Origin of the sequence: Algoriphagus faecimaris (assembly GCF_900101705.1) — a bacterium.
GTDB classification, from domain to species: domain Bacteria; phylum Bacteroidota; class Bacteroidia; order Cytophagales; family Cyclobacteriaceae; genus Algoriphagus; species Algoriphagus faecimaris.
The window spans coordinates 52,264-71,567 of sequence record NZ_FNAC01000024.1 but is presented as its reverse complement, the minus strand read 5'-3'; the positions used below and the strand labels follow the sequence as shown (position 1 = coordinate 71,567).

The window sequence follows — 19,304 nt, the reverse complement described above, 5'->3', positions numbered from 1 at the left end:
TCTGACCCAAAAACAACAGGCACTTACATAAGCTGTTGAGCGAATGGACTTTGGACACCACCCCATAGAGCATAAACACCAGCTGCTTCCAGGTATCCATGGTCTTATAATACCGATCTGACTGAAAAGTGTTCGTTGCTTGGTCAACGATCTCCCGGGGAATAAAAGAAAGTAACTGACTGATGATCGGATGACCTGATAGTTTTGTATGTTGCACTGGGTTGGTTGTAGTGTGGTAACCGCAACATCCCATTTAAAGCGGAATTAACCTAATCGGTGGTTCCGCTTTTTCAGTTTTGTACTATTCCAAGAAAGCTAACTTACATTGGTAATTTTACTCGGATGACAGTAATAAAAAATCACCTTCTTCTTAAAATAGCCATAGAGTAATTCTGAATACTTCCCGAAGGCGTGATGTGATCATAATTAAACCCTTCAAATAACCTGAAACTTTTACTAAAAAAATGACTTAGAGCAGCAATTGAATATTGACAAATAGGAAGTCCACTACAGGTATTTGGTCCTTTAGGCGAGAAAGTACCAATAATAAAGAAGCCTCCTTTATTCAAACTAGCAGAAACAATCTCCCTGTAGCGAATTTGATCCTTTTCTTCTGTGAAAAAATGAAAGGCTGCACGGTCATGCCAAAGGTCAAACTTTAAGCTTGGGTCCAATCCCTGAAGGATATCTTGAGCATGCCAAAAAACCTGAGAAGATTTACTTGCCAAGCGATTTTGCGCATTTTTCAATGCTCCATTAGAAATATCCAATACATGAAGGCCCTTATATCCCTCGTCAAGCAAGTGATCTACCAATAAACTATCTCCTCCTCCTACATCGATGATTCGAACATCTTTAGGCAGATCAATTTTGTGGATACAAGACAGGGATTTTTCGGGCTTGGACTGAAACCAGCCAACCTTAGTGCTATCTTTTGTCTGATACACCTCCTCCCAATGGTACCTTGGATCCTTCATTTTTATTTTTTCAGTTCAATCACAAACATACTACATGTACTTATCCTATTCCAGTGATCGAAATCACAGTTTTAGATTAGAAAGGTATTTTATTTTTAATCATACAACTCTATTCCAAAACGATTTAAACTTCAGCTTCCCTAAGGAAGCTTTAAATTCATTAATTTTACAATGAAGTGCAATCCTCATTCACCTCTACCAACAGCTACTTATGGACCTTATTGAAAAATCTAGTAATCAGCCTAAAAAGATAAAAGAACTAAAAGCTGATGGAAAAAAAGGGATTGAAACACTTTTTAGAAATACCTCTAGAAATCATATTCGCCTTTCTGCAATTGCCGATAAGAAAGCTCACATCATGATTACAGTCAATGCTATCATTATTTCACTAATTCTGGCTATCGTGGCTCGAAAACTGGATGAATTGCCCCTTTTGATCTATCCTACCTTGATGCTTTTAATTAGTAATTTGCTCACGCTTATTTTTGCTGTGTTGGCCATTAAACCTAAACGTGTTTCCAAGGCAGCAAAAATCCCTAAAGATGGACTCTATAACCTTTTGAACAACGAAAAATTTTATCAACTCGAATACATTACATACGAAGACAAAATGAAGGAGATTTTAAAGAACCCCGAATCGCTATACAGCCTTTTAATTCGGGACACTTATGACCAAGGAATAAATTTATCCAAAAAGACCAATCTCCTAGGTATTGCTTATCATATCTTTTTGATAGGGATTTCTATTTCTTCCCTATTACTTTTCTTGACTATCATTATCTCATCAACCTAGGCTTATTCTCCTTCAGGTTTCTCTCAAAAACAAATTAATGCTCATCCTTAATTTCTCCATTCCAATTGGTTGGAAAATGATGATTTACTACTTTTTCCTAAATCACCAAGAATCACTTTATCATCTCGAAAATGCTGTAAATACCAAGTTTTGTCATACCCTTTTTTCCTTAGAAAATCTTCCATCTGATTTAAGTCCCATTCATTAAATTGCCCCGAATGCACAGTGGTTCGTACTTCAAATCGCCCATCAAATCTCAGACCCAGGTCCAAGCTTTGTTCAAACCTTTGAAACAAACGGGTTTTAGTAATCATTTCAAACTTTATAGGTAATGATTTAAAATCCAATGCGATATAATCCACTAGTCCTTCTTGAATCAACGAGTGAATCACATCAGGCCGACTACCATTGGTATCAATTTTAACTTCAAAACCCAATTGCTTTACTGCTCTAGCAAAGGAAACTACCTGAGGATGAATAGTGCATTCACCACCACTAAAAACAACGCCTTCAAGCAAGTTGACACGTGATTGTAGAAAGTCCAGCGCATCTATCCAGCTTAATCTTCCTTTTCCCAATACTATCTCAGGATTGTAGCAATAGCCGCAGCGCATATTGCAACCGGCAAACCATAGAATACATGCCGTCCGATCAGGAAAATCCAATAATGTAAATGGGGAGATACTGTATACAGGCCTCCCCTTTTCCAAGTTATTCAACAAAATGTGTCCGCTGTTTATGTTCACCTTTTTTACCAATATTGAAGCTTTCCACAGGGCGATGATAGCCCATCACACGAGTATAAACGAGGCATTTTGAGCGCTTCTCTTCATATTTTTCCAGAAGCGACTTGGATTGAGTGGGTTCAGTTTTTGTTTGCATAATCTGTTGGGTTTTGGTGTATATTATTTAGTAAATCTTCGTCACATTGTGGGCAATATTCATGCTCTCCATTGAGGTAGCCGTGAACCGGGCAAATACTGAAAACAGGAGTCACGGTTATGTAGGGTAATTTGAAATTAGAAAGGACCTTCTTCACTAACCTGCGACAGGCCTCAGGTGAGGATATTTTTTCACGCATATAAAGATGAAGTACGGTCCCTCCAGTATACTTGCATTGTAGCTCATCTTGCAAGAGCAAAGCTTCAAAAGGGTCATCTGTGAAATCAACCGGAATTTGAGAGCTGTTGGTATAGTAAATGTTTTCTTCCATCCCAGCTTGGATAATCTCGGGGAAACGTTTTTTATCTTCTTTGGCAAATCGATAGGTAGTTCCTTCAGCAGGTGTCGCCTCAAGATTATACAGGTTTCCAGTTTCTTCTTGGAATTCTTTCATTCTTTGGCGGATGTACTCAAGAAATTCTGCTGCCAGATTTTGGCCGATGACCCCGGTGATGTCTTCTTTTCCAAGCGTGAAATTCAAAATCATCTCATTCAAACCATTCACCCCGATGGTGGAGAAGTGATTTCGGAAATGCTTCAAGTATCGCATTGTATAAGGATACAAGCCCCTGTCATACATTTCTTGAATAAAAACTCGCTTTTTCTCCAACGTAGATTTAGCGATTTTCATCAAATAATCCAGTCTTTTGTAAAGCCCTTCCTTATTTCCGGCATAGAGAAATCCTAGTCTAGCCATATTGATGGTCACTACACCAATACTCCCTGTCATTTCCGCACTACCAAACAGCCCATTTCCCCTTTTCAATAGCTCTCTTAAATCCAGCTGCAAACGACAGCACATGGAGCGAACCGCATTAGGCTTGTATGCATTTGGATTTTCTACTTTCTGACCATTTTCATCATAGGTGTATTGACTGCCGATAAAATTTTGAAAATATGAAGAGCCTATTTTGGCTGTGTTTTCGAAGAGTAAATCAGTATTCGGGCCATACCAATCAAAATCCTCCGTGATATTCACAGTAGGAATGGGAAAGGTAAAAGGCTGACCATTAGCGTCTCCCTCAGTCATTATGGTGTAATAGGCCTTATTTATCAATTCCATTTCTGGTTGAAAGTGCATGTATGTCAATTCCTCTAATGAATTCACACCTCGTTTTCTCCCCTTTTCCAAAAGCAATCCTGAATCTATCCCAGTAAAAAGATGGAGGTCGTTTTTAGTGGGCATCTGATCCTTTAAATCATCAGGGACAACCCAGTCTAATGTTACATTGGTAAAAGGTGACTGCCCCCATCGAGCAGGTACATTAAGATTATAGACAAAGGAGCGGATAGCTTTTTCTATCTCCTCATAAGTAAGCTGATCTTTGAAGACATAGGGAGCTAAATAGGTATCAAAGGAGCTGAAAGCCTGAGCACCTGCCCATTCGCTTTGAAGAATTCCGAGAAAATTAGCCATTTGTCCCAAAGCTTCTCTGAAATGTGAAGGAGGTCGACTCTCTACCCTACCTCGAACACCATTGAATCCCTCATTTAGCAATACGCGAAGACTCCATCCTGCACAATAGCCCGTAAGACAATCCAAATCGTGAATATGAATATCTCCGTTTCTATGAGCATACCCCTCTTCTTTGGTATAAACTTTATCTAGCCAATAATTAGCGATAATCTTGCCTGCCACATTGTTAACCAAGCCTGCATTGGAATAGGAAGTATTGGCATTGGCATTGATTCGCCAATCGGTTTGTTTGATATACTCCTCAATAGTCTGTGTACTATCCACATAGGTAGTGTCTTCATTGAGTCCTTGTACATGCTCTCGCTGAAGCTTACGAGTATGGCGGTAAAGCATAAAAGACCGCATTACCTGAAAGTAGTTAGCCCTGAAAAGTTCCTTTTCAATCAGATCTTGGATTTCTTCAACCGCCCAAGTAGTTTGTGATTGAAGTATATGTTTGAGTTTAAGAAAAACTTCAGGATTATAATCTACAGATTCACTGAGAAAGGCTTTTTTCAGTGCATCTTCAATTTTAAAACCTTTGAAAGGTTCATATTCTCCATTTCGTTTGATAACATAATGTTCCATAAGCGAGTTAAATAAAGGATAAATATATCCTGTAATTTTACACAATAACTTTGCTAAGTCATCAAGCACTGAGGTAATAATGATCAGCTTTCAGCCTGATTTAAATCATACTTTTCGGACCCAAAACAAAAGACCAACAGCTTGGAATAGGACCATAAAACCGATATTTTTGTCTTCTAATATAAATTCAGTTAAAAATGCTTCCTTCTCCTCATTCTTTTCATATCCCTGTCATGGGATTGGGTTATACCGTAGATACACCGATCAAGGTGGCTCGATATGGCATATCCAGTGTCGTATCCATTATGGATGATCAGCTATTAGAACGGATGAGAGAGATTTATTGTAAAAAAAATCAATTTGATTTTGATCCGATCAGCGAGAAAGAAACTGATTACCGGGCAAAGCGAATTCAAGCCTATTTGGATTTGATGCATAAATTGATTGAGGGACAAATGGAGGAGCTTGATTTACACAGTCAAGATGGACTGAGTCAGCTGGAAACCTATATGGATCTACTCCCTAAAAATCATCCTTTGAAGGGGCTTTTCACAGCATTTTCGCGGGCAAATTCAGCTCAGGAAAAAGAAAAAATCGGAGCCCAAATCCAATCATTGATCCAACCCGGCAGTGTGGATGTCAACATCATGACCAAGGTGGACAAACTCAACAGTGATGAAAATGGGGAGCTTCTACCTCGTGAGTTTTCGGATGCTCTTTCTGCTTTGCGAGGATTTGCCCAAAGCAAACTGGAAGGTGCGGTCATTTTCTCAGCAGGAATGAATCCCGCTCTTTTTGCCTACCTGGAGGAATTTTCCGGTTTTTTCCCTGATGAAAAGGGAGACCTGAAAAAACAAGTAGTCCTGAAAGTAAGTGATTACCGTTCTGCTTTGATTCAGGGAAAATTTTTGGCGAAAAAAGGAATCTGGGTCTCAGAATTTCGAATCGAATCTGGGCTTAATTGTGGGGGTCATGCTTTTGCCACAGATGGCTTTTTGATCGGGCCTATTTTGGAGGAATTCAAAGCAAACCGAAGAGAATTAGCCCAATCCCTTTTCGAGATTTGCAAAGAAGCGCATCTGCAAAAAGGGATTGAAAGCTTTCCAACCCCTCCCACTCTCAAAATCACTTATCAAGGAGGAATCGGAACAGCAGAGGAAAATAGTTTCCTACAAAAGCATTATCAGCTCGACGGCACGGGATGGGGAAGCCCTTTTCTACTGGTTCCTGAAGCCACCTCTGTCGATGATGATACCTTGCAAAGAATCATTCAATCCAAACGGGAGGATTTTTACCTGAGTCATGCTTCTCCCCTAGGAGTTCCTTTCAACAACTTGAGAAATTCAAGCGCAGAAGAACAACGAAAAAATCGAATCGCCCGAAACCGACCAGGAAGCCCTTGTTACAAAAAATTTCTTTCCTTCAATACCGATCACACGGACCAGCCTATTTGCACCGCATCAAGACAGTATCAAAACATCCAAAGTGTGCGATTTGGCAAGGGAGAAATCTCCGAAAAAGAACTACAGGAAACATTGGTCAAAGATTGCCTCTGTGAGGGACTAAGCGCTCCGGCCATTTTGGCCAGCGGAGAGATACCAAAGCGTAAGCTCAGTGCTGTGACCATTTGTCCCGGACCAAACTTGGCCTATTTCAAAGGAATTTATTCCCTCAAAGAAATGGTCGGTCATATTTACGGTAAAGTGAAGCTTACCCTTGAGCCTGATCGACCCCATGTATTGATTAAAGAAGCCCAACTCTATGTGAGCTACTTGAAAAACGAGTTTGAAAAAGTAAGTGAAGCCGCAACAAAGCGTCAAATCGCCTATTTAGAAAAATTCAAATCCAATCTGACACAGGGCATAGAATACTATCAAGGGCTGATTAGAGATGTTCAACTGGATACCGAAGAAAAGTTGGTAACCATGAAAAATGAACTAGTCGAACTCTTTGAAGAGATTCAGCAAATGGAACTTAAAGAAACAATAGCCTAATCTTCTCTGGAGTTAAAAATAAATATGTATATCCGCTTTCTTACCAGAGAATTGTGCACGGACCAAAATGAGGGTTGAAGTTCAATTTAAGCAAACTTCGGTCATCGGTCATCGGTCTTCCAGCCGCTTAAGCAAAGAAAATATGGCTACTGGTATAATTCCGGATAATCAGTAAAATAAATAAGGATATTTATATCCTTTAATTGAAAATTGATTAATTTTAAAAAAGATCAGGGCGAAAGCCCTTTTCTTTCACACTTATAAAGGATGTTTTTATCCGCTAATAAAATGGACAGTACAAATAAACCCATAGCAGACCTCGTCACAGAAGATTTTAGAGCTGCATTTGTATTTCGAGCATTTGGAATCGATTACTGCTGTCACGGAGGCCAAACGATTGAGGACTATTGCGAAACACATCAAGTCAACCCAAAAGAAATCTATGATGCACTGGATGACGCCTATTCAAGGCCATTGGAGCAAAACTTTGATTTTAAATTTTGGCCCTTGGGACTTTTGGCGACTTACATCGAAACCAAGTTTCATAGCCTAGCCAAAAAACAGGTTCCACTAATCAAGGCCGCTCTTGAACGAGGCATAAGAAGACACGGCAAAGATTTTGCGCAATTGCATGAAATCAGTTTGATTTTTGACCAAGCGGCAGATGAACTCGAGCTACACCTCAAACGGGAAGAATTAATCCTATTCCCCTACATCAAAAAAATCTCGTCAAATGCCGAAACTCGTCACTTATTTTTGGCTAAGGAGTTTTCGAAAATACAGCGAGACATTGAAAACCTGATGCTTGATCATGAGCAAGAAGGTCAGCATTTGTCACAGATTCGATTAATAACAGAAAACTATTCCCTTCCTGAAGATAGCCCGAAGAGTATTCGGCTAGTCTATTCTCTATTGGAGGATTTTGACCTCTCGATGCAGAAGCACATGCATTTGGAGCGGAATATATTATTCGAAAAAACCCTGGGCCTACTCTACCCTGAGCAAGATGCCTCTGTCGCACCTCGGTAAAATGAAAAGATTAGCCCATCCTGCAGTGCTGCTTCCCCTTGTGCTTTTAGGCTTGCTCTTGGGGATTTCTGGTGGTTTTATCCGTGTAGGAAGTACCCTGACTACATGGGGTGCTGAAGGGCATGGTTTGTACATGGTGGGTGGCTTTTTAGGCACTTTGATTTCGATCGAGAGAGCCATGGTCATGAAGCAGAAAATCTGGCTGCTCGTTCCCTTCGCATCGGGAATTTCCACCCTGTTTTTCCTTGTCGGCTATTCCGAGATAGGCTATTCCTTGCTACTTCTTGCTTCGCTTGCACTGACCCTCATCATGCATTTGCAATCCTTGAAGCATCCCAAAATCCAAAGCTACCTACTTTACATTGGAGCTGTGCTTTGGTTTTTGGGTAATTTCATGGCCTTCTTCCAAGATTTAATAGCAGCCGGTACCACTTGGTGGATTGGGTTTTTGCTCTTTACGATCGTAGGAGAACGGATAGAATTAAGCGAATACTTACCCGTCAAAGACAGCATCAAAATTATTCTTTTAGCCTTCTTGGCTCTCTTCTTTTTGGGACTGCTTATTCCATTTCACGGTACGGCCCCCTACTTCCTGGGAGTCAGTACCATTTTAATTGCCATTTGGCTATTCCGCTACGATATGGCGAGGGTTTCGATCAGAAAATCACATCAGTTCAAATACATTGGTCTGGGACTGCTAATCGGCTATTTCTGGCTATTGATATTTGGTCTGATAGTCATTCTCCTTCCTTCTCATCCACTGTACTACGATTTGTTTTTGCATAGCTTCTTTCTTGGCTTCGTTTTTTCGATGATTTGGGCTCATGCACCGATTATTTTCCCCTTGATTTTTGGCATCAAAGAAAGCCCCTTTCATCCTATCCTCTGGATTCCGTGGGCACTATTCCAATTGACATTGATTGGTCGAATTTTAAGTTCGTCCATGTCATGGACAGATGAAAGAAAGTGGATGGCAATTGCAAATGGTTTTGGCATACTGCTTATGTTTCTTGCAATGGCCATCCTTGTATTTCTTAAAAAAAGCCATAGCTACAAGGCTGAGGCCTCAAGAAGTGACAAGAATCACTTAAAGCCCAAAAATGAAGATCTAAATTTCGGAGTAAATGCCTAGGGCAGCGCTACATATTGCCTTTACCCTCCTCATCCTCCTCAATGGAATGGGTTATAGCCTTATTCAATTGCATTTTTATTGGGACCGAGAAGTAATCACGGCGCTTTATTGCATCAACAAGGATAAACCCGAACTGCAGTGTGATGGCCAATGCGAATTGGGCAAAAGACTGGCAGAAGCTAAAAATCAAAAAACAGAACAAGGAGAAGAAATCACACTGGAAGAGCTTCAGCTGACTTTTGTTTTCTCTACATGGTCAAACCCGCTCTCTCATTTTTCAAAAATCCCGGTAAACACCCTCATCAGTAGCTATTCGAAAAGCTGGAATTCTCTTTTGGATCTAGGAGTATTCCATCCCCCTCAATTCAGTTGATTTTCAGATAAAAACAGCTTGATATCCCCTTTTTGGACAAAAGGAAGGGATACTCATGCCTATTCATTCTCTAAAATCAGCTTTAAAATGAACATCTTATCAAAAATAAACCGACTACTGCTGTTTAGCTTTTTGATCCTATTCAGCACTGCCTTCGGGACTCTTGCCCAAGAGCCCATTCGAATTCAAATCATAGACCCTGATCAAAGCTTGGGGATACCCGGTGTCAGCTTTCGCTATGCTGATGTACAAGGCATCTCGGACAGCGATGGATTTATTCAATTTCAATTTAATTCAGAAGCCAGGCTCTTCCTTCGTCATATCAGCTATGGCAATTGGGAACTGAGTCCCGAGGAAATACTCAGGGCAAACCAAAACGGGGTAATCGAGCGAAGTGAAAATGTATTTCAGCTCTCTCCCGTCTCAGTGATTTCCTTGAAAATGACCGAGGAAAAAGACAAAAAAATCGTTCTCTCAGATCAGGAGCGCTTACACCACGACGCTGGGGCGATTTTATCTCTCAATCCAGCCGTAGCAGGTATCCAAAAAGGAGGCAGTTTTGCCTTTGATCCGGTTATGAGAGGATTCAAATACGATCAACTCAATATAGTGATCAATGGCATGCAGAGTGGCAATGCGGCTTGCCCCAATAGAATGGACCCACCTACAAGTCAGGTAGCACTGAACCGAATCAAAGAAGTGGAAATATTAAAAGGACCGCATGCGCTTCGCTACGGTATTGGACTGGGTGGCACGATTAACTATATCCAAGAATCACCTGATTTCAGTGCAGAGGCAGCCGTCTATGGCAGGCTTTCCTCCCTCTATGAGTCCAATGGAAATGTGAGCAGAAATGAGGGTCGACTCGGTCTTCAAGGTAGAAACTATGATGTGGGTATTTTGGGTAGTTGGGCCAAAGGAACAGACTACAAAGATGGAGACGGAAACCTAGTTCCTTCCGATTTTACCCGAGGAACAGTGGGGGTTTACGGGGATCTTAAAATCAGTCCAAAAGATCTACTCCAGATATCAATCAACCGGAATTTTGCCAGGGATGTAGATTTTCCCTCTCTCAATATGGACCTAAGAACTGATGATACTTGGATGGGAAGTGTCAAGCACATCAGAACTTTCAAAGGAGGCCCACTGACTACTTGGACGAGTTCGGCCTATTTTACCCAGGTAGATCACCTCATGGATAATTTACTCCGTGATTTGGATCCACGCATGCTCAATGCTTCTACTCCAGCTATTACAGAAAATTGGGGAATACGTACAGAAGGAGCTTGGAATTTCAAATCTGGAAAACTCTATGCAGGACTCGATCATAAGCTAGAGGCAGCAGAGGGCTCTCGGATTCGTGAGATACTCATGGGCCCCATGCAGGGTAGCATTTTCTACGATAACTTATGGCAAAATTCTCAAATCAGCAAAACCGGCGTTTTTGCCAATTATACTTTCCCGATTGGACAAACTATCCTCACCACTTCAGGTAGATTAGATCTCAATCAAGCTATCGCCAATGACCCTGCGGAGGAGTTTCTACTCTTGCATCCTGATTCCAAAAACACCCAACTCAACCCGGGGCTGAGCATTGGTGCTCAAAGGTCTGTGGGATCTGCATTTAATGTAGGACTTTGGGTAGCGGCAGTACAGCGAAGTGGAAGCTTACTTGAGCGATTTATCAATTACCTTCCGGTGGGTTTGGATCCATTCGAGTTGGTGGGTAATCCTCAAATTAAACCCGAAACCAATTACGAAATGGATCTGGTATTGGGCTACGAAACCGAAACCTTAGCCCTTGAAGCCACTTTCTTCAGCTCCTATTTGAGGGATTACATTTCTTCGGTTAAAACAGACTTGAAACCACGATTGCCTTCCAGTCCAGGAGTCAGACAGTATGTCAACATAGAGGATGCTTTCAAAACCGGATTGGAATTGGCTTTCAAGCAGAGAATCTCAAGATCAATACAGCACTCCATCCAATTGGCCTACACCTATGGCAAAGATCTCAGCATCGACGCTGCCTTGCCAGAAATTGCACCTTTTGACTTTCGTTATCGGATCCAAGGACAATTTGTCGAAGACAGACTTCAAGCGGGATTGAGCCTTCGTCAAGTAGCTACACAAAATAGAATTTCAGAAGTATTCGGTGAGCAAAAGACACCAGGCTTCACGCTAATAGACGCCGATGTGAGCTACCCTATTGGCGAGGTCCTGATTTTAAAAACAGGTGTTCAAAACCTATTGGATGAGGCCTACTATGAACACCTAAGCCGTCCGATTGGAGCAGATAAGAGTCCCCTATTTTCACCGGGAAGGAATTTCTTCTTGATGATCAGTTACAAATTTCCATAGATTTTTTTTTTAAAAAAATGACCCCAAAACGGGGTCATTTTTTTCAATTAAATTAAAGGACTTTTTTATCCTTATATAAAAAATAAATCGTATTTTTATTCTATCAAAGCAGTCTAAAAAACAGCTAAATAACCCTAAATCCATGGCATATGAAAAAGCAAATAGCAATCCTAATCCTCTTCCTCGTTCCTTGGTGTATACAGGGCTGCGGTGAAGGTACAAGTACTGAAAGTAGCGGCAATCAAGTCCAACCCAAAAAGTTAAGTGGTCAGTCCGCTGTACAAGATGCTGACTCCAATCCCAATGTGGTCCAAGTGGCAGTGAGCTCTTCGGACCATTCTACTTTAGTGGCGGCACTTCAGGCAGCTGAATACGTGGATGCCTTAACTAATGTAGGGCCATTCACAGTATTTGCGCCTACCAATGTCGCCTTTGATCAACTACCCAAAGGGACGCTAGAATCCCTAACCAAAGCAGAAAATCAGCGACGATTACGTGATATTTTAGAATACCATGTGCTTTTGGGCGTTTACAAGGTCGAGGACTTCGTCCATAATCGTAAACTGGGTACTGCTGACGGAAGATCTGTATTGGTAAGCAAAAGCGAGGATGGGTCAGTAACAATCAATGGCGCCAAAATCTTGGGCACCGTAAGTGCATCAAATGGTATCATCCACATAGTTGACCAAGTCCTATTACCTGAATAAAGAGAAAATAAATATGGTTGATTGGTTAAAAGACCGGGTCCAAATGGATTCGGTTTTTTTCTATAAGAAAGGAAATGGATATATTTAGGACAAAATCATCCTATATGTTTTCAAAAGCAAGCCAATACGCGATCAAAGCTATCATCTACATTTGGACTCAGAGTCTTCAAGACAGCAAAGTGGGCGCTAAGGCTATCGGAGCAGCAATCGATGCTCCTGAGGCTTTCACGGCCAAAATTCTTCAACAGCTCAGCCGTGCAAATCTTATCGGTTCTATCAAAGGGCCCAATGGGGGCTTTTATGCCAATGAATCGCATGCCAACAAAACACTCAAAGACGTGGTGCGTGCCGTGGACGGCGAGAGCCTCTTTTCAGGTTGTAGCCTGGGACTCAATAAATGCTCAGAAAAAAATCCCTGCCCACTACACTTCGAAATCGTGGAAGTCAGGAAAAAACTAGACCACATGCTGACCAATAAAAGTATCCGACATTTAGCGGTAGAAGTGATCAAAGGTGAGACTAACATCAAGCATATCATTCAAGTAGAATAAGCTGATAAATAGTCCAACTTTATCGCTCTTTTTTTGCCCCCGATTAAATTTTTAGAGATATTTAGCTAAACAAACTTTTATCAAGATGCTAGATCAATTATTAAAAATGGCGGATGGACCGCTGAAAGAACTCTTGTCCAACTCTAATGTACCTGCGGGTCCCGGTGCTGCCGGTGCTATAGAAGAGACGCTTTCTTCTATACTGCAAAAAAAAGCACAGTCAGGAGACCTAGGTGCACTAAAGGAGATGTTTAGCGGCAGTGACACCAATCCCAATAGTCCCGAAGTCAAAAATTTGGCCAGTGACATGTCTGAAGGCCTCATGTCCAAGCTAGGTATCGATAGTGGGCAAGCGATGAGTATTGCGATGGCTGCCTTGCCTATGTTGATGAATTTCTTCAACAAAAAAATCAATGACGCTCCTCAGGACAATTCAGACATCATGAATTCCGTCATCGGGGCTTTACAAGGAAAAGGCGGTCAGGCAGATATTCTCGGTTCGCTTCTTGGAGGAGGAAAAGGAGGAGGTATGGACCTCGGAGGACTAATGAATATGGGAAAAGGGCTTTTTAATTAAAGAGAGAACATTATGAAAATTAAATTTACTTTGATTCTAGCGATGCTTATCGGGCTAGTTTCTTTATCCGCAAATGCTCAGGTCAAACTTCCAAAAGCAGATTTACCTTCGCAGGTGCTTAAAATCTTAGACAATACCAAAGGGCTAAACTTATCGGCAGAAAAAACCGATCTACTCAAAACTAACAATAAAACCTTTGTAGATCAGCTATTTCAGATTGCAAATGGCTCCGGTTCGGAAGATGAGAAAAAAGCCGGAATCTTAAACCTCAAAAACAAAAGATCAAATTTTCTGACAGAATTACTTGGGCAGGTTTTAGCCAAAAAATACTTGGGGAATGTCACCAAAGGAATCAATCCTCTCAAATCAAAATTGGGCTTAGCTGCTTTGGCTTTCTAGACCAAATTCATCTACTTTATAGCCTCGGATTTTATTCCGGGGCTTTTTTGTTCGAATATGAAAAAATCACTTCTCCTCCTTTTAGCCAGTGGCTTTCTGATGTCCTGCCAGTCCCCTCAAAGTCAGATAGACTTTTGGCTGACAGACCCTAAATCAGGTATCCTCTTTGAAAAAAATCCTGAGCTCCCCGGTGCTCAAAATGATATCAAATCGATTATCATAGATTCGGAGACGAGTTTTCAGTCCATGGATGGCTTTGGCTTTACGCTGAGTCAAGGCTCGGCCCGACACCTTCTTCAAATGAGCGATTCGGCACGATCCATTCTTTTGGACGAGCTTTTTGGAAGCGGAGAAAAGAGTATCCGGATCAATTACCTCCGGCTATCGGTCGCAGCCTCGGACTTGAATGAGTTTCCATTTTCCTACAATGACCTGCAGGACTCCCTAGCCGTGGATACAGAATTACTGAATTTTAGCCTGAGCTACGATACTTTGGATGTGATTCCAGTTTTGAAAATGATCCTAGACATCAATCCCGAGATTAAGCTGATGGCCTCGCCTTGGTCCCCTCCTACATGGATGAAAGACAATAAAGACACAAGAGGAGGCTCTCTTTTGGAGGAATTTGAACCAGTTTATGCTCAGTATTTGGTCAAATACATCCATGCTATGCAGGAGCAAGGAATACAGATTGATGCCTTAACTATCCAAAACGAACCCCTGCATCCCGGAAACAACCCTTCCCTATTGATGCTACCCGAGCAGCAAGCCCGATTTATCGGAAAGCATTTGGGACCGGCATTTCAAGAGGCAGATATTGACACCAAAACTGTGGTCTATGATCATAATGCAGATCGGCCGGATTACCCCATCGCTGTCATGAGTGATTCTCTGGCAAATCCATTTATCGATGGCTCAGCTTTTCATCTCTACGGAGGGGAAATCGAAGCCCTTTCAGAAGTTCATCAGGCTTTTCCCGACAAAAACATCTACTTCACCGAGCAGTGGGTAGGCGCACCAGGTAATTTGGAAGGGGATATTCCTTGGCATGTCAAAAATTTGCTGATAGGCGCTCCGCGCAATTGGGCCAAGACCGTCTTGGAATGGAACCTCAGCTCCAACCCTGAACTAACACCCCATACCGACCGAGGTGGCTGTGATCGATGCCTAGGAGCAGTGACCATTGATGGTGATCAGGTGACGCGAAATCCCGCCTATTATGTCATCGCACATGCCAGCAAATTTGTGGATGATGGATCATTACGAATTGATTCTGAATCTATAGAAGGCTTACCCAATGTGGCTTTTCTGACTCCCAAGGGTAAAAAAGTGCTAATCGTGCTCAATGACAGTTCTGAACCCACTCAGTTTCAGATACAAGAAAATGAAAATCAATTCAAATCCAGCCTAAACCCAGGAGCCACGGGAACATGGATTTGGTGATTTGTTTTAGGAATAATCATGATTTGCTGGCTAAATCAACAGCCTCCATGCCTCAGATTTTCGCTCAAACTTATTTTTAAGTAAAAACAAAAAATCCTTCAAAACCAGCGCTTAACTTCAATTTCCCAACGCTCGTACATTTCTTTTGTAAAAACGAATATTTTTTTGAAATTTAGAAGCTAGTTAATTTTTATAAGTTATTATGATTAAAACTATTTTAGTAGATGATGAGCGTCATGCGCTGGAATCTTTAAAACTACTTTTGGATAGACTATTCCCGGAGAAGTTTGAATTTTGTGCCTTGTGCCTTTCAGTGGATCAAGCTATTCCTGCTATTCAAAAACACGAACCTGATTTGGTTTTTCTAGACATTCAAATGCCCCAAAAAAATGGCTTTGCCCTATTGGAGGTGATGCCCAATCGTGAATTTGATGTCATATTTACCACTGCTCATCAGGATTTTGCACTCAATGCGATCAAAAATACCGCATTTGACTATTTGCTAAAGCCACTGGATTCGACCGAGCTTCAAAAAACTATTATCCGCTACCTGGACAGCAAAAAATCAGATCCGGTGCAGTCGCTATTGGAAAACCTCTCCCAACAACTTGATGACTTGGGAATCGTGGTTTTTTCTACCGCAGAGGGAATGGAATTTGTGAAATTTGAGGACATTGTTTACTTACAGGCTGACCGTAACTACACCACAATTTACCTTAAAAACCAACCAAAACTGATTATCTCAAAAGCGCTTGGTCAGATCGAATCCAAGCTTCCCGTCAGTCGATTTATACGAATTCATCAGTCCTATTTAGTCAATGTGACGGAGGTACTACGCTATGACAAAGCTCAAAATTTTTTGATCATGAAATCGGGAGACAAACTTTCTGTTGCTATTCGTAAAAATTCAAATCTGACCAAACGCTTTGCTTAGCAATTGGATTCGGCTGACCCTACTCCTACTCTTTTTGAGCCTTGGGCAGGTTCGGAGTCAGCAGCTGCCTTCCAAAACCTACACCACTGCCGATGGACTTCCAAACAATGCCATCCGGGCACTTCACTTGGACAGTCGGGGTATTCTATGGATTGGTACAGAAAACGGCATTTCCAAATTGGAAAATGGAGCTTTTGAAAATTTCTTTGAAAGTGACGGATTGGCTTTCAACAGTTGCTGGGCTATCGCAGAGGATAAAAATCATCACCTGTGGTTTGGGAGCTACGGAGGGGGAGTTACTTTTTTTGATGGGAGAAGTTTTCAGAAAATCCAGACTCAAGATGGTTTGGCGGATGATCGGATCCGGCATTTTTACCCCTATGAGGACTACATGCTAGTCGGTACCGAGGATGGCGTAAGTCTAATCGATATAGCATCCCTGGAAGTGACGACGATAGCTGAGAGCACCAACGACACGGACTTAAATTATACTGCAGGATTTTGGGAGGCAGAGGACAGGTTGTTTTACAGCACCTATCGCAGCGGATCCTATGAGATTTTATGGAATGGTAAGGAATCCCAAATCCAAAAGATCAACGATTGGCTTCCCATTTTTGCAGTTTTCCAAGAAGGAGATCAAATCTTGCTTTCTGACAAAGGAAGCCTTAAGTCCATCTCGCAGACTGATTTTACCCAAGGAAAAACACCGCATCAATCCATTTCCTCTTCTGTATTTTGGCAAAAACTCAAAGGACTTAAAAATGAAACCTACCTTTTGGCAGCAGGGCTTTTCACCAAAGATGGAGGCATCTACCAATGGGAAAAAAACGAGTTAATTTCACTCAACGAACGCTTCAGCATTGATTCTCGATTCATTCAGGCTGGAGTCCTGGATTCAGAAAAAGGTCTGTTGTATTTGGGTACCCAAGACAAAGGGATCTATCAAGTTCGTGTGGATGAAAACCTAATTTACGAGCGATTTGGGAATAAAGAAGTAAAGGCAATAGAGGGAAAGAAAGGGCTTTTGGGATTACTTCATTCGCAGGGTTTAGAAATCAGAGATTCCGTTCATTCAGAGGTTTTCCAAGTTGGGCAAAAAGCCTTCAAAGCAATGCAGGCCAACTATTACCGTCAAAACCCCGAAAAAATCCCGGATCAAATGGATGGGTTTTTCGAGCTCGATCCTACTATCCAAGCCGGGGACTTAGAGTTTTATGAGCTTCATTACAGAGATTCCTATTTTTGGGTCAATAGTAATCTGGGAATATTCAAACTGACTGAGCGGGGAGAAATCGAGACGTATCTGCCAGTTCACTGCTTCAGCATGGGCTTTACGCCGGACGGAAAGCTATTGGAAACCAATCCCTATGCAGGTGTGCGGATTTATGATGACCCCAATAATTTTTTTTATACCTATTTCCATCCTGATGACCCATCTACTCCTCTTCAGATCGCTAAGGTCGAATCGGGAAAAAAACGAAGCTACCTGGCTTCTGTTTTTCATGGATTTTATCAGTGGGACGGAGAGCGCTTTCAGTCCTATCTCAACGAGGGAATTTGGGAGGAGCAGAAATTCAAGTCACTTCACGAGTTAGAAAACGGAAATTTACTGGTGGGAACCGAATTTGGAGAGCTATTTGAAATCTCCCCTCATCCTGATTTTGACATTATCAATCATTGGGGAAACGATGACCTACAGGGAACTTCTATCTTGAGCATTGAGTCCTATGGAGATGCGATCATTGTGGTGACCGAGAGAGGTATTCACGTCTTAGAAGAGGACAGAAACAGTTTCTTTGATGAGGAGCAGGGCTTTTTTCAAAAGGTTTTCCTCAGCACCAAGCGAATAGGAGATCAACTTTACATCGGTACATCGCAGGGGTTTTACCAAGTCAATCTCCCAGGATTTATCATAAGTCGAGACCAAGACATCGAACTTTGCATCACAGAGGTCAAAGTCAATCATGGGGCACTCTCCTCTGAGTATTTCGATTGGTTCGTCTTTCAACCCCAAAAACTTTTATTAGAATCGGATCAGAATACGCTTTTTATCCGATTCAAACCAAAAGGAAATCTGGACTCAGAGAAGTTGAGGTTTCGCTACAGACTGAAGCCTACCGCTGATTGGACGGAATACTTCCAAGATCCTGTGATCGAACTCCCCTACCTGCCTTGGGGTGATTATCAACTCGAAGTAGAGGTATGGAACTACCAGGTCGGTAAAATGTCCTCCATCAAACTCTTGGATTTTACAATCGACAGACCGCTGTATCAGAAAGACTGGTTTATCCTGCTTTTAGTTTTACTTCTCCTCGGACTCTTCCTTTTTGTCTATTGGGTACGAAAAAGGCAATTTGAAGCTAAAACCAGACTCAAACAACGGCTAGCAGAGATCAAGTTGGAGGCGCTTCGCTCTCAGATGAATCCACATTTCACTTTCAATGCGATCAACAGCATACAGTATTTCATACTCAAAAATGACAGCGAGCAGGCCCTAAACTACCTGGGTAAATTCAGTTCGCTCATTCGCTGTACCTTAGAACAAAGCTCAAAAACCGAGATTTCCCTAGCCGAGGAAGTCGATTACCTGTCCCGCTACATCGAAGTAGAAAATATGCGTATGGACGAACGGGTGAATTGGGAGATTATCAACCTTGCCCAAGCTGAAAGCGAGCAGATTAAACTTTCACCCATGCTGATTCAACCCTTGGTAGAAAATGTCTTCGTACATGCCTTCACCCCCGAGCATCCTAACCCAAAGCTGACTGTACTTTTCGAAATCACTGCTCCAAATCAACTTTTATGCACAGTGGAAGACAATGGAGTGGGTTTTTCCAATCAGCAAAATCCCCAACATGAATCCAAGGGAACCCTACTTATTCGAGAGAAATTAATGCTGCTTCCCGGCTACACCGAAGAAAGTTTGGTAGTCAAAACCGGAAAATGGGGCACAAAAGTCAGTATCCGGATTTACGTTTATCAGTAAAAAGGGGACGGATGTACATTGGATTAGAGTGGCTGTACATTTAGATCTAATGCTATATAAATAGA

At 41.7% G+C, this 19,304-nt stretch carries 18 protein-coding genes; 13 read left to right on the top strand and 5 right to left on the bottom strand.

What is annotated here, in order from left to right:
* Positions 1-217: DUF4372 domain-containing protein (locus BLQ57_RS13155; RefSeq protein WP_175444672.1), on the bottom strand; the 217-nt coding region annotated here is incomplete at its 3' end.
* Between the two features lie 142 nt (positions 218-359).
* On the bottom strand, positions 360-977 hold the full coding sequence (locus BLQ57_RS13150) for a class I SAM-dependent methyltransferase (protein ID WP_087939969.1): 618 nt from the start codon (positions 975-977) through the stop codon (positions 360-362).
* 211 nt (positions 978-1,188) lie between these two features.
* On the opposite strand from BLQ57_RS13150, the gene BLQ57_RS13145 reads away from it, so the two are divergent.
* Entirely contained in the window at positions 1,189-1,770 is a 582-nt protein-coding gene (locus BLQ57_RS13145) for a Pycsar system effector family protein (protein WP_087939968.1), read from the top strand.
* Positions 1,771-1,817: 47 nt separating this feature from the next.
* Here the strand turns inward: BLQ57_RS13145 and BLQ57_RS13140 are convergent, their stop codons facing one another.
* From BLQ57_RS13140 to BLQ57_RS13135, 3 genes are read right to left on the bottom strand one after another with little or no spacing between them, the layout of a single operon-like run.
* Positions 1,818-2,516, bottom strand: coding sequence for an anaerobic ribonucleoside-triphosphate reductase activating protein (locus BLQ57_RS13140; protein WP_240507819.1), 699 nt, complete (start codon positions 2,514-2,516; stop codon positions 1,818-1,820).
* Positions 2,482-2,652: an anaerobic ribonucleoside-triphosphate reductase gene (nrdD, locus tag BLQ57_RS21565; protein WP_139162732.1), complete on the bottom strand. Its 171-nt coding sequence runs from the start codon at positions 2,650-2,652 to the stop codon at positions 2,482-2,484. Before nrdD ends, BLQ57_RS13140 begins: the two co-directional genes overlap by 35 nt.
* Entirely contained in the window at positions 2,636-4,756 is a 2,121-nt protein-coding gene (locus BLQ57_RS13135) for a ribonucleoside triphosphate reductase (protein ID WP_087939967.1), read from the bottom strand. Before BLQ57_RS13135 ends, nrdD begins: the two co-directional genes overlap by 17 nt.
* Positions 4,757-4,953: 197 nt before the next feature.
* Between BLQ57_RS13135 and BLQ57_RS13130 the strand changes: the two genes are divergently transcribed.
* The 12 genes from BLQ57_RS13130 to BLQ57_RS13075 all read left to right on the top strand — a co-directional run bounded on the left by BLQ57_RS13130 (position 4,954) and on the right by BLQ57_RS13075 (position 19,239).
* Positions 4,954-6,750 (top strand): hypothetical protein, encoded by a 1,797-nt coding sequence (locus tag BLQ57_RS13130; protein ID WP_087939966.1) that lies wholly within the window; start codon positions 4,954-4,956, stop codon positions 6,748-6,750.
* Positions 6,751-7,038: 288 nt separating this feature from the next.
* Positions 7,039-7,779: a DUF542 domain-containing protein gene (locus tag BLQ57_RS13125; protein WP_169712755.1), complete on the top strand. Its 741-nt coding sequence runs from the start codon at positions 7,039-7,041 to the stop codon at positions 7,777-7,779.
* 1 nt (position 7,780) lies between these two features.
* A complete protein-coding gene (locus BLQ57_RS13120) occupies positions 7,781-8,911 on the top strand; it encodes a hypothetical protein (protein ID WP_087939964.1) in 1,131 nt (376 codons plus the stop codon).
* On the top strand, positions 8,904-9,284 hold the full coding sequence (locus BLQ57_RS13115) for a hypothetical protein (RefSeq protein ID WP_087939963.1): 381 nt from the start codon (positions 8,904-8,906) through the stop codon (positions 9,282-9,284). Before BLQ57_RS13120 ends, BLQ57_RS13115 begins: the two co-directional genes overlap by 8 nt.
* A gap of 87 nt (positions 9,285-9,371) precedes the next feature.
* Complete coding sequence (locus BLQ57_RS13110; protein ID WP_087939970.1) at positions 9,372-11,642, top strand: TonB-dependent receptor domain-containing protein; 2,271 nt, start codon at positions 9,372-9,374, stop codon at positions 11,640-11,642.
* A gap of 149 nt (positions 11,643-11,791) precedes the next feature.
* Positions 11,792-12,349: a fasciclin domain-containing protein gene (locus BLQ57_RS13105; RefSeq protein ID WP_087939962.1), complete on the top strand. Its 558-nt coding sequence runs from the start codon at positions 11,792-11,794 to the stop codon at positions 12,347-12,349.
* A 104-nt stretch (positions 12,350-12,453) separates the two neighbouring features.
* Positions 12,454-12,900 carry an RrF2 family transcriptional regulator gene (locus tag BLQ57_RS13100; protein WP_087939961.1) on the top strand — a complete coding sequence of 149 codons (447 nt, stop codon included), beginning with the start codon at positions 12,454-12,456 and terminating at the stop codon, positions 12,898-12,900.
* An 85-nt stretch (positions 12,901-12,985) separates the two neighbouring features.
* Positions 12,986-13,477, top strand: a complete 492-nt coding sequence (locus BLQ57_RS13095; RefSeq protein WP_087939960.1) for a hypothetical protein — start codon at positions 12,986-12,988, stop codon at positions 13,475-13,477.
* Positions 13,478-13,489: 12 nt separating this feature from the next.
* Positions 13,490-13,876, top strand: a complete 387-nt coding sequence (locus BLQ57_RS13090) for a hypothetical protein (RefSeq protein ID WP_087939959.1) — start codon at positions 13,490-13,492, stop codon at positions 13,874-13,876.
* Positions 13,877-13,933: 57 nt separating this feature from the next.
* Positions 13,934-15,319 (top strand): glycoside hydrolase family 30 protein, encoded by a 1,386-nt coding sequence (locus BLQ57_RS13085; protein WP_087939958.1) that lies wholly within the window; start codon positions 13,934-13,936, stop codon positions 15,317-15,319.
* A 202-nt stretch (positions 15,320-15,521) separates the two neighbouring features.
* On the top strand, positions 15,522-16,253 hold the full coding sequence (locus BLQ57_RS13080; protein ID WP_087939957.1) for a LytR/AlgR family response regulator transcription factor: 732 nt from the start codon (positions 15,522-15,524) through the stop codon (positions 16,251-16,253).
* Positions 16,246-19,239, top strand: coding sequence for a sensor histidine kinase (locus BLQ57_RS13075; RefSeq protein WP_087939956.1), 2,994 nt, complete (start codon positions 16,246-16,248; stop codon positions 19,237-19,239). The genes BLQ57_RS13080 and BLQ57_RS13075 overlap by 8 nt, the downstream gene beginning before the upstream one ends.
* Positions 19,240-19,304: the final 65 nt, after the last annotated feature.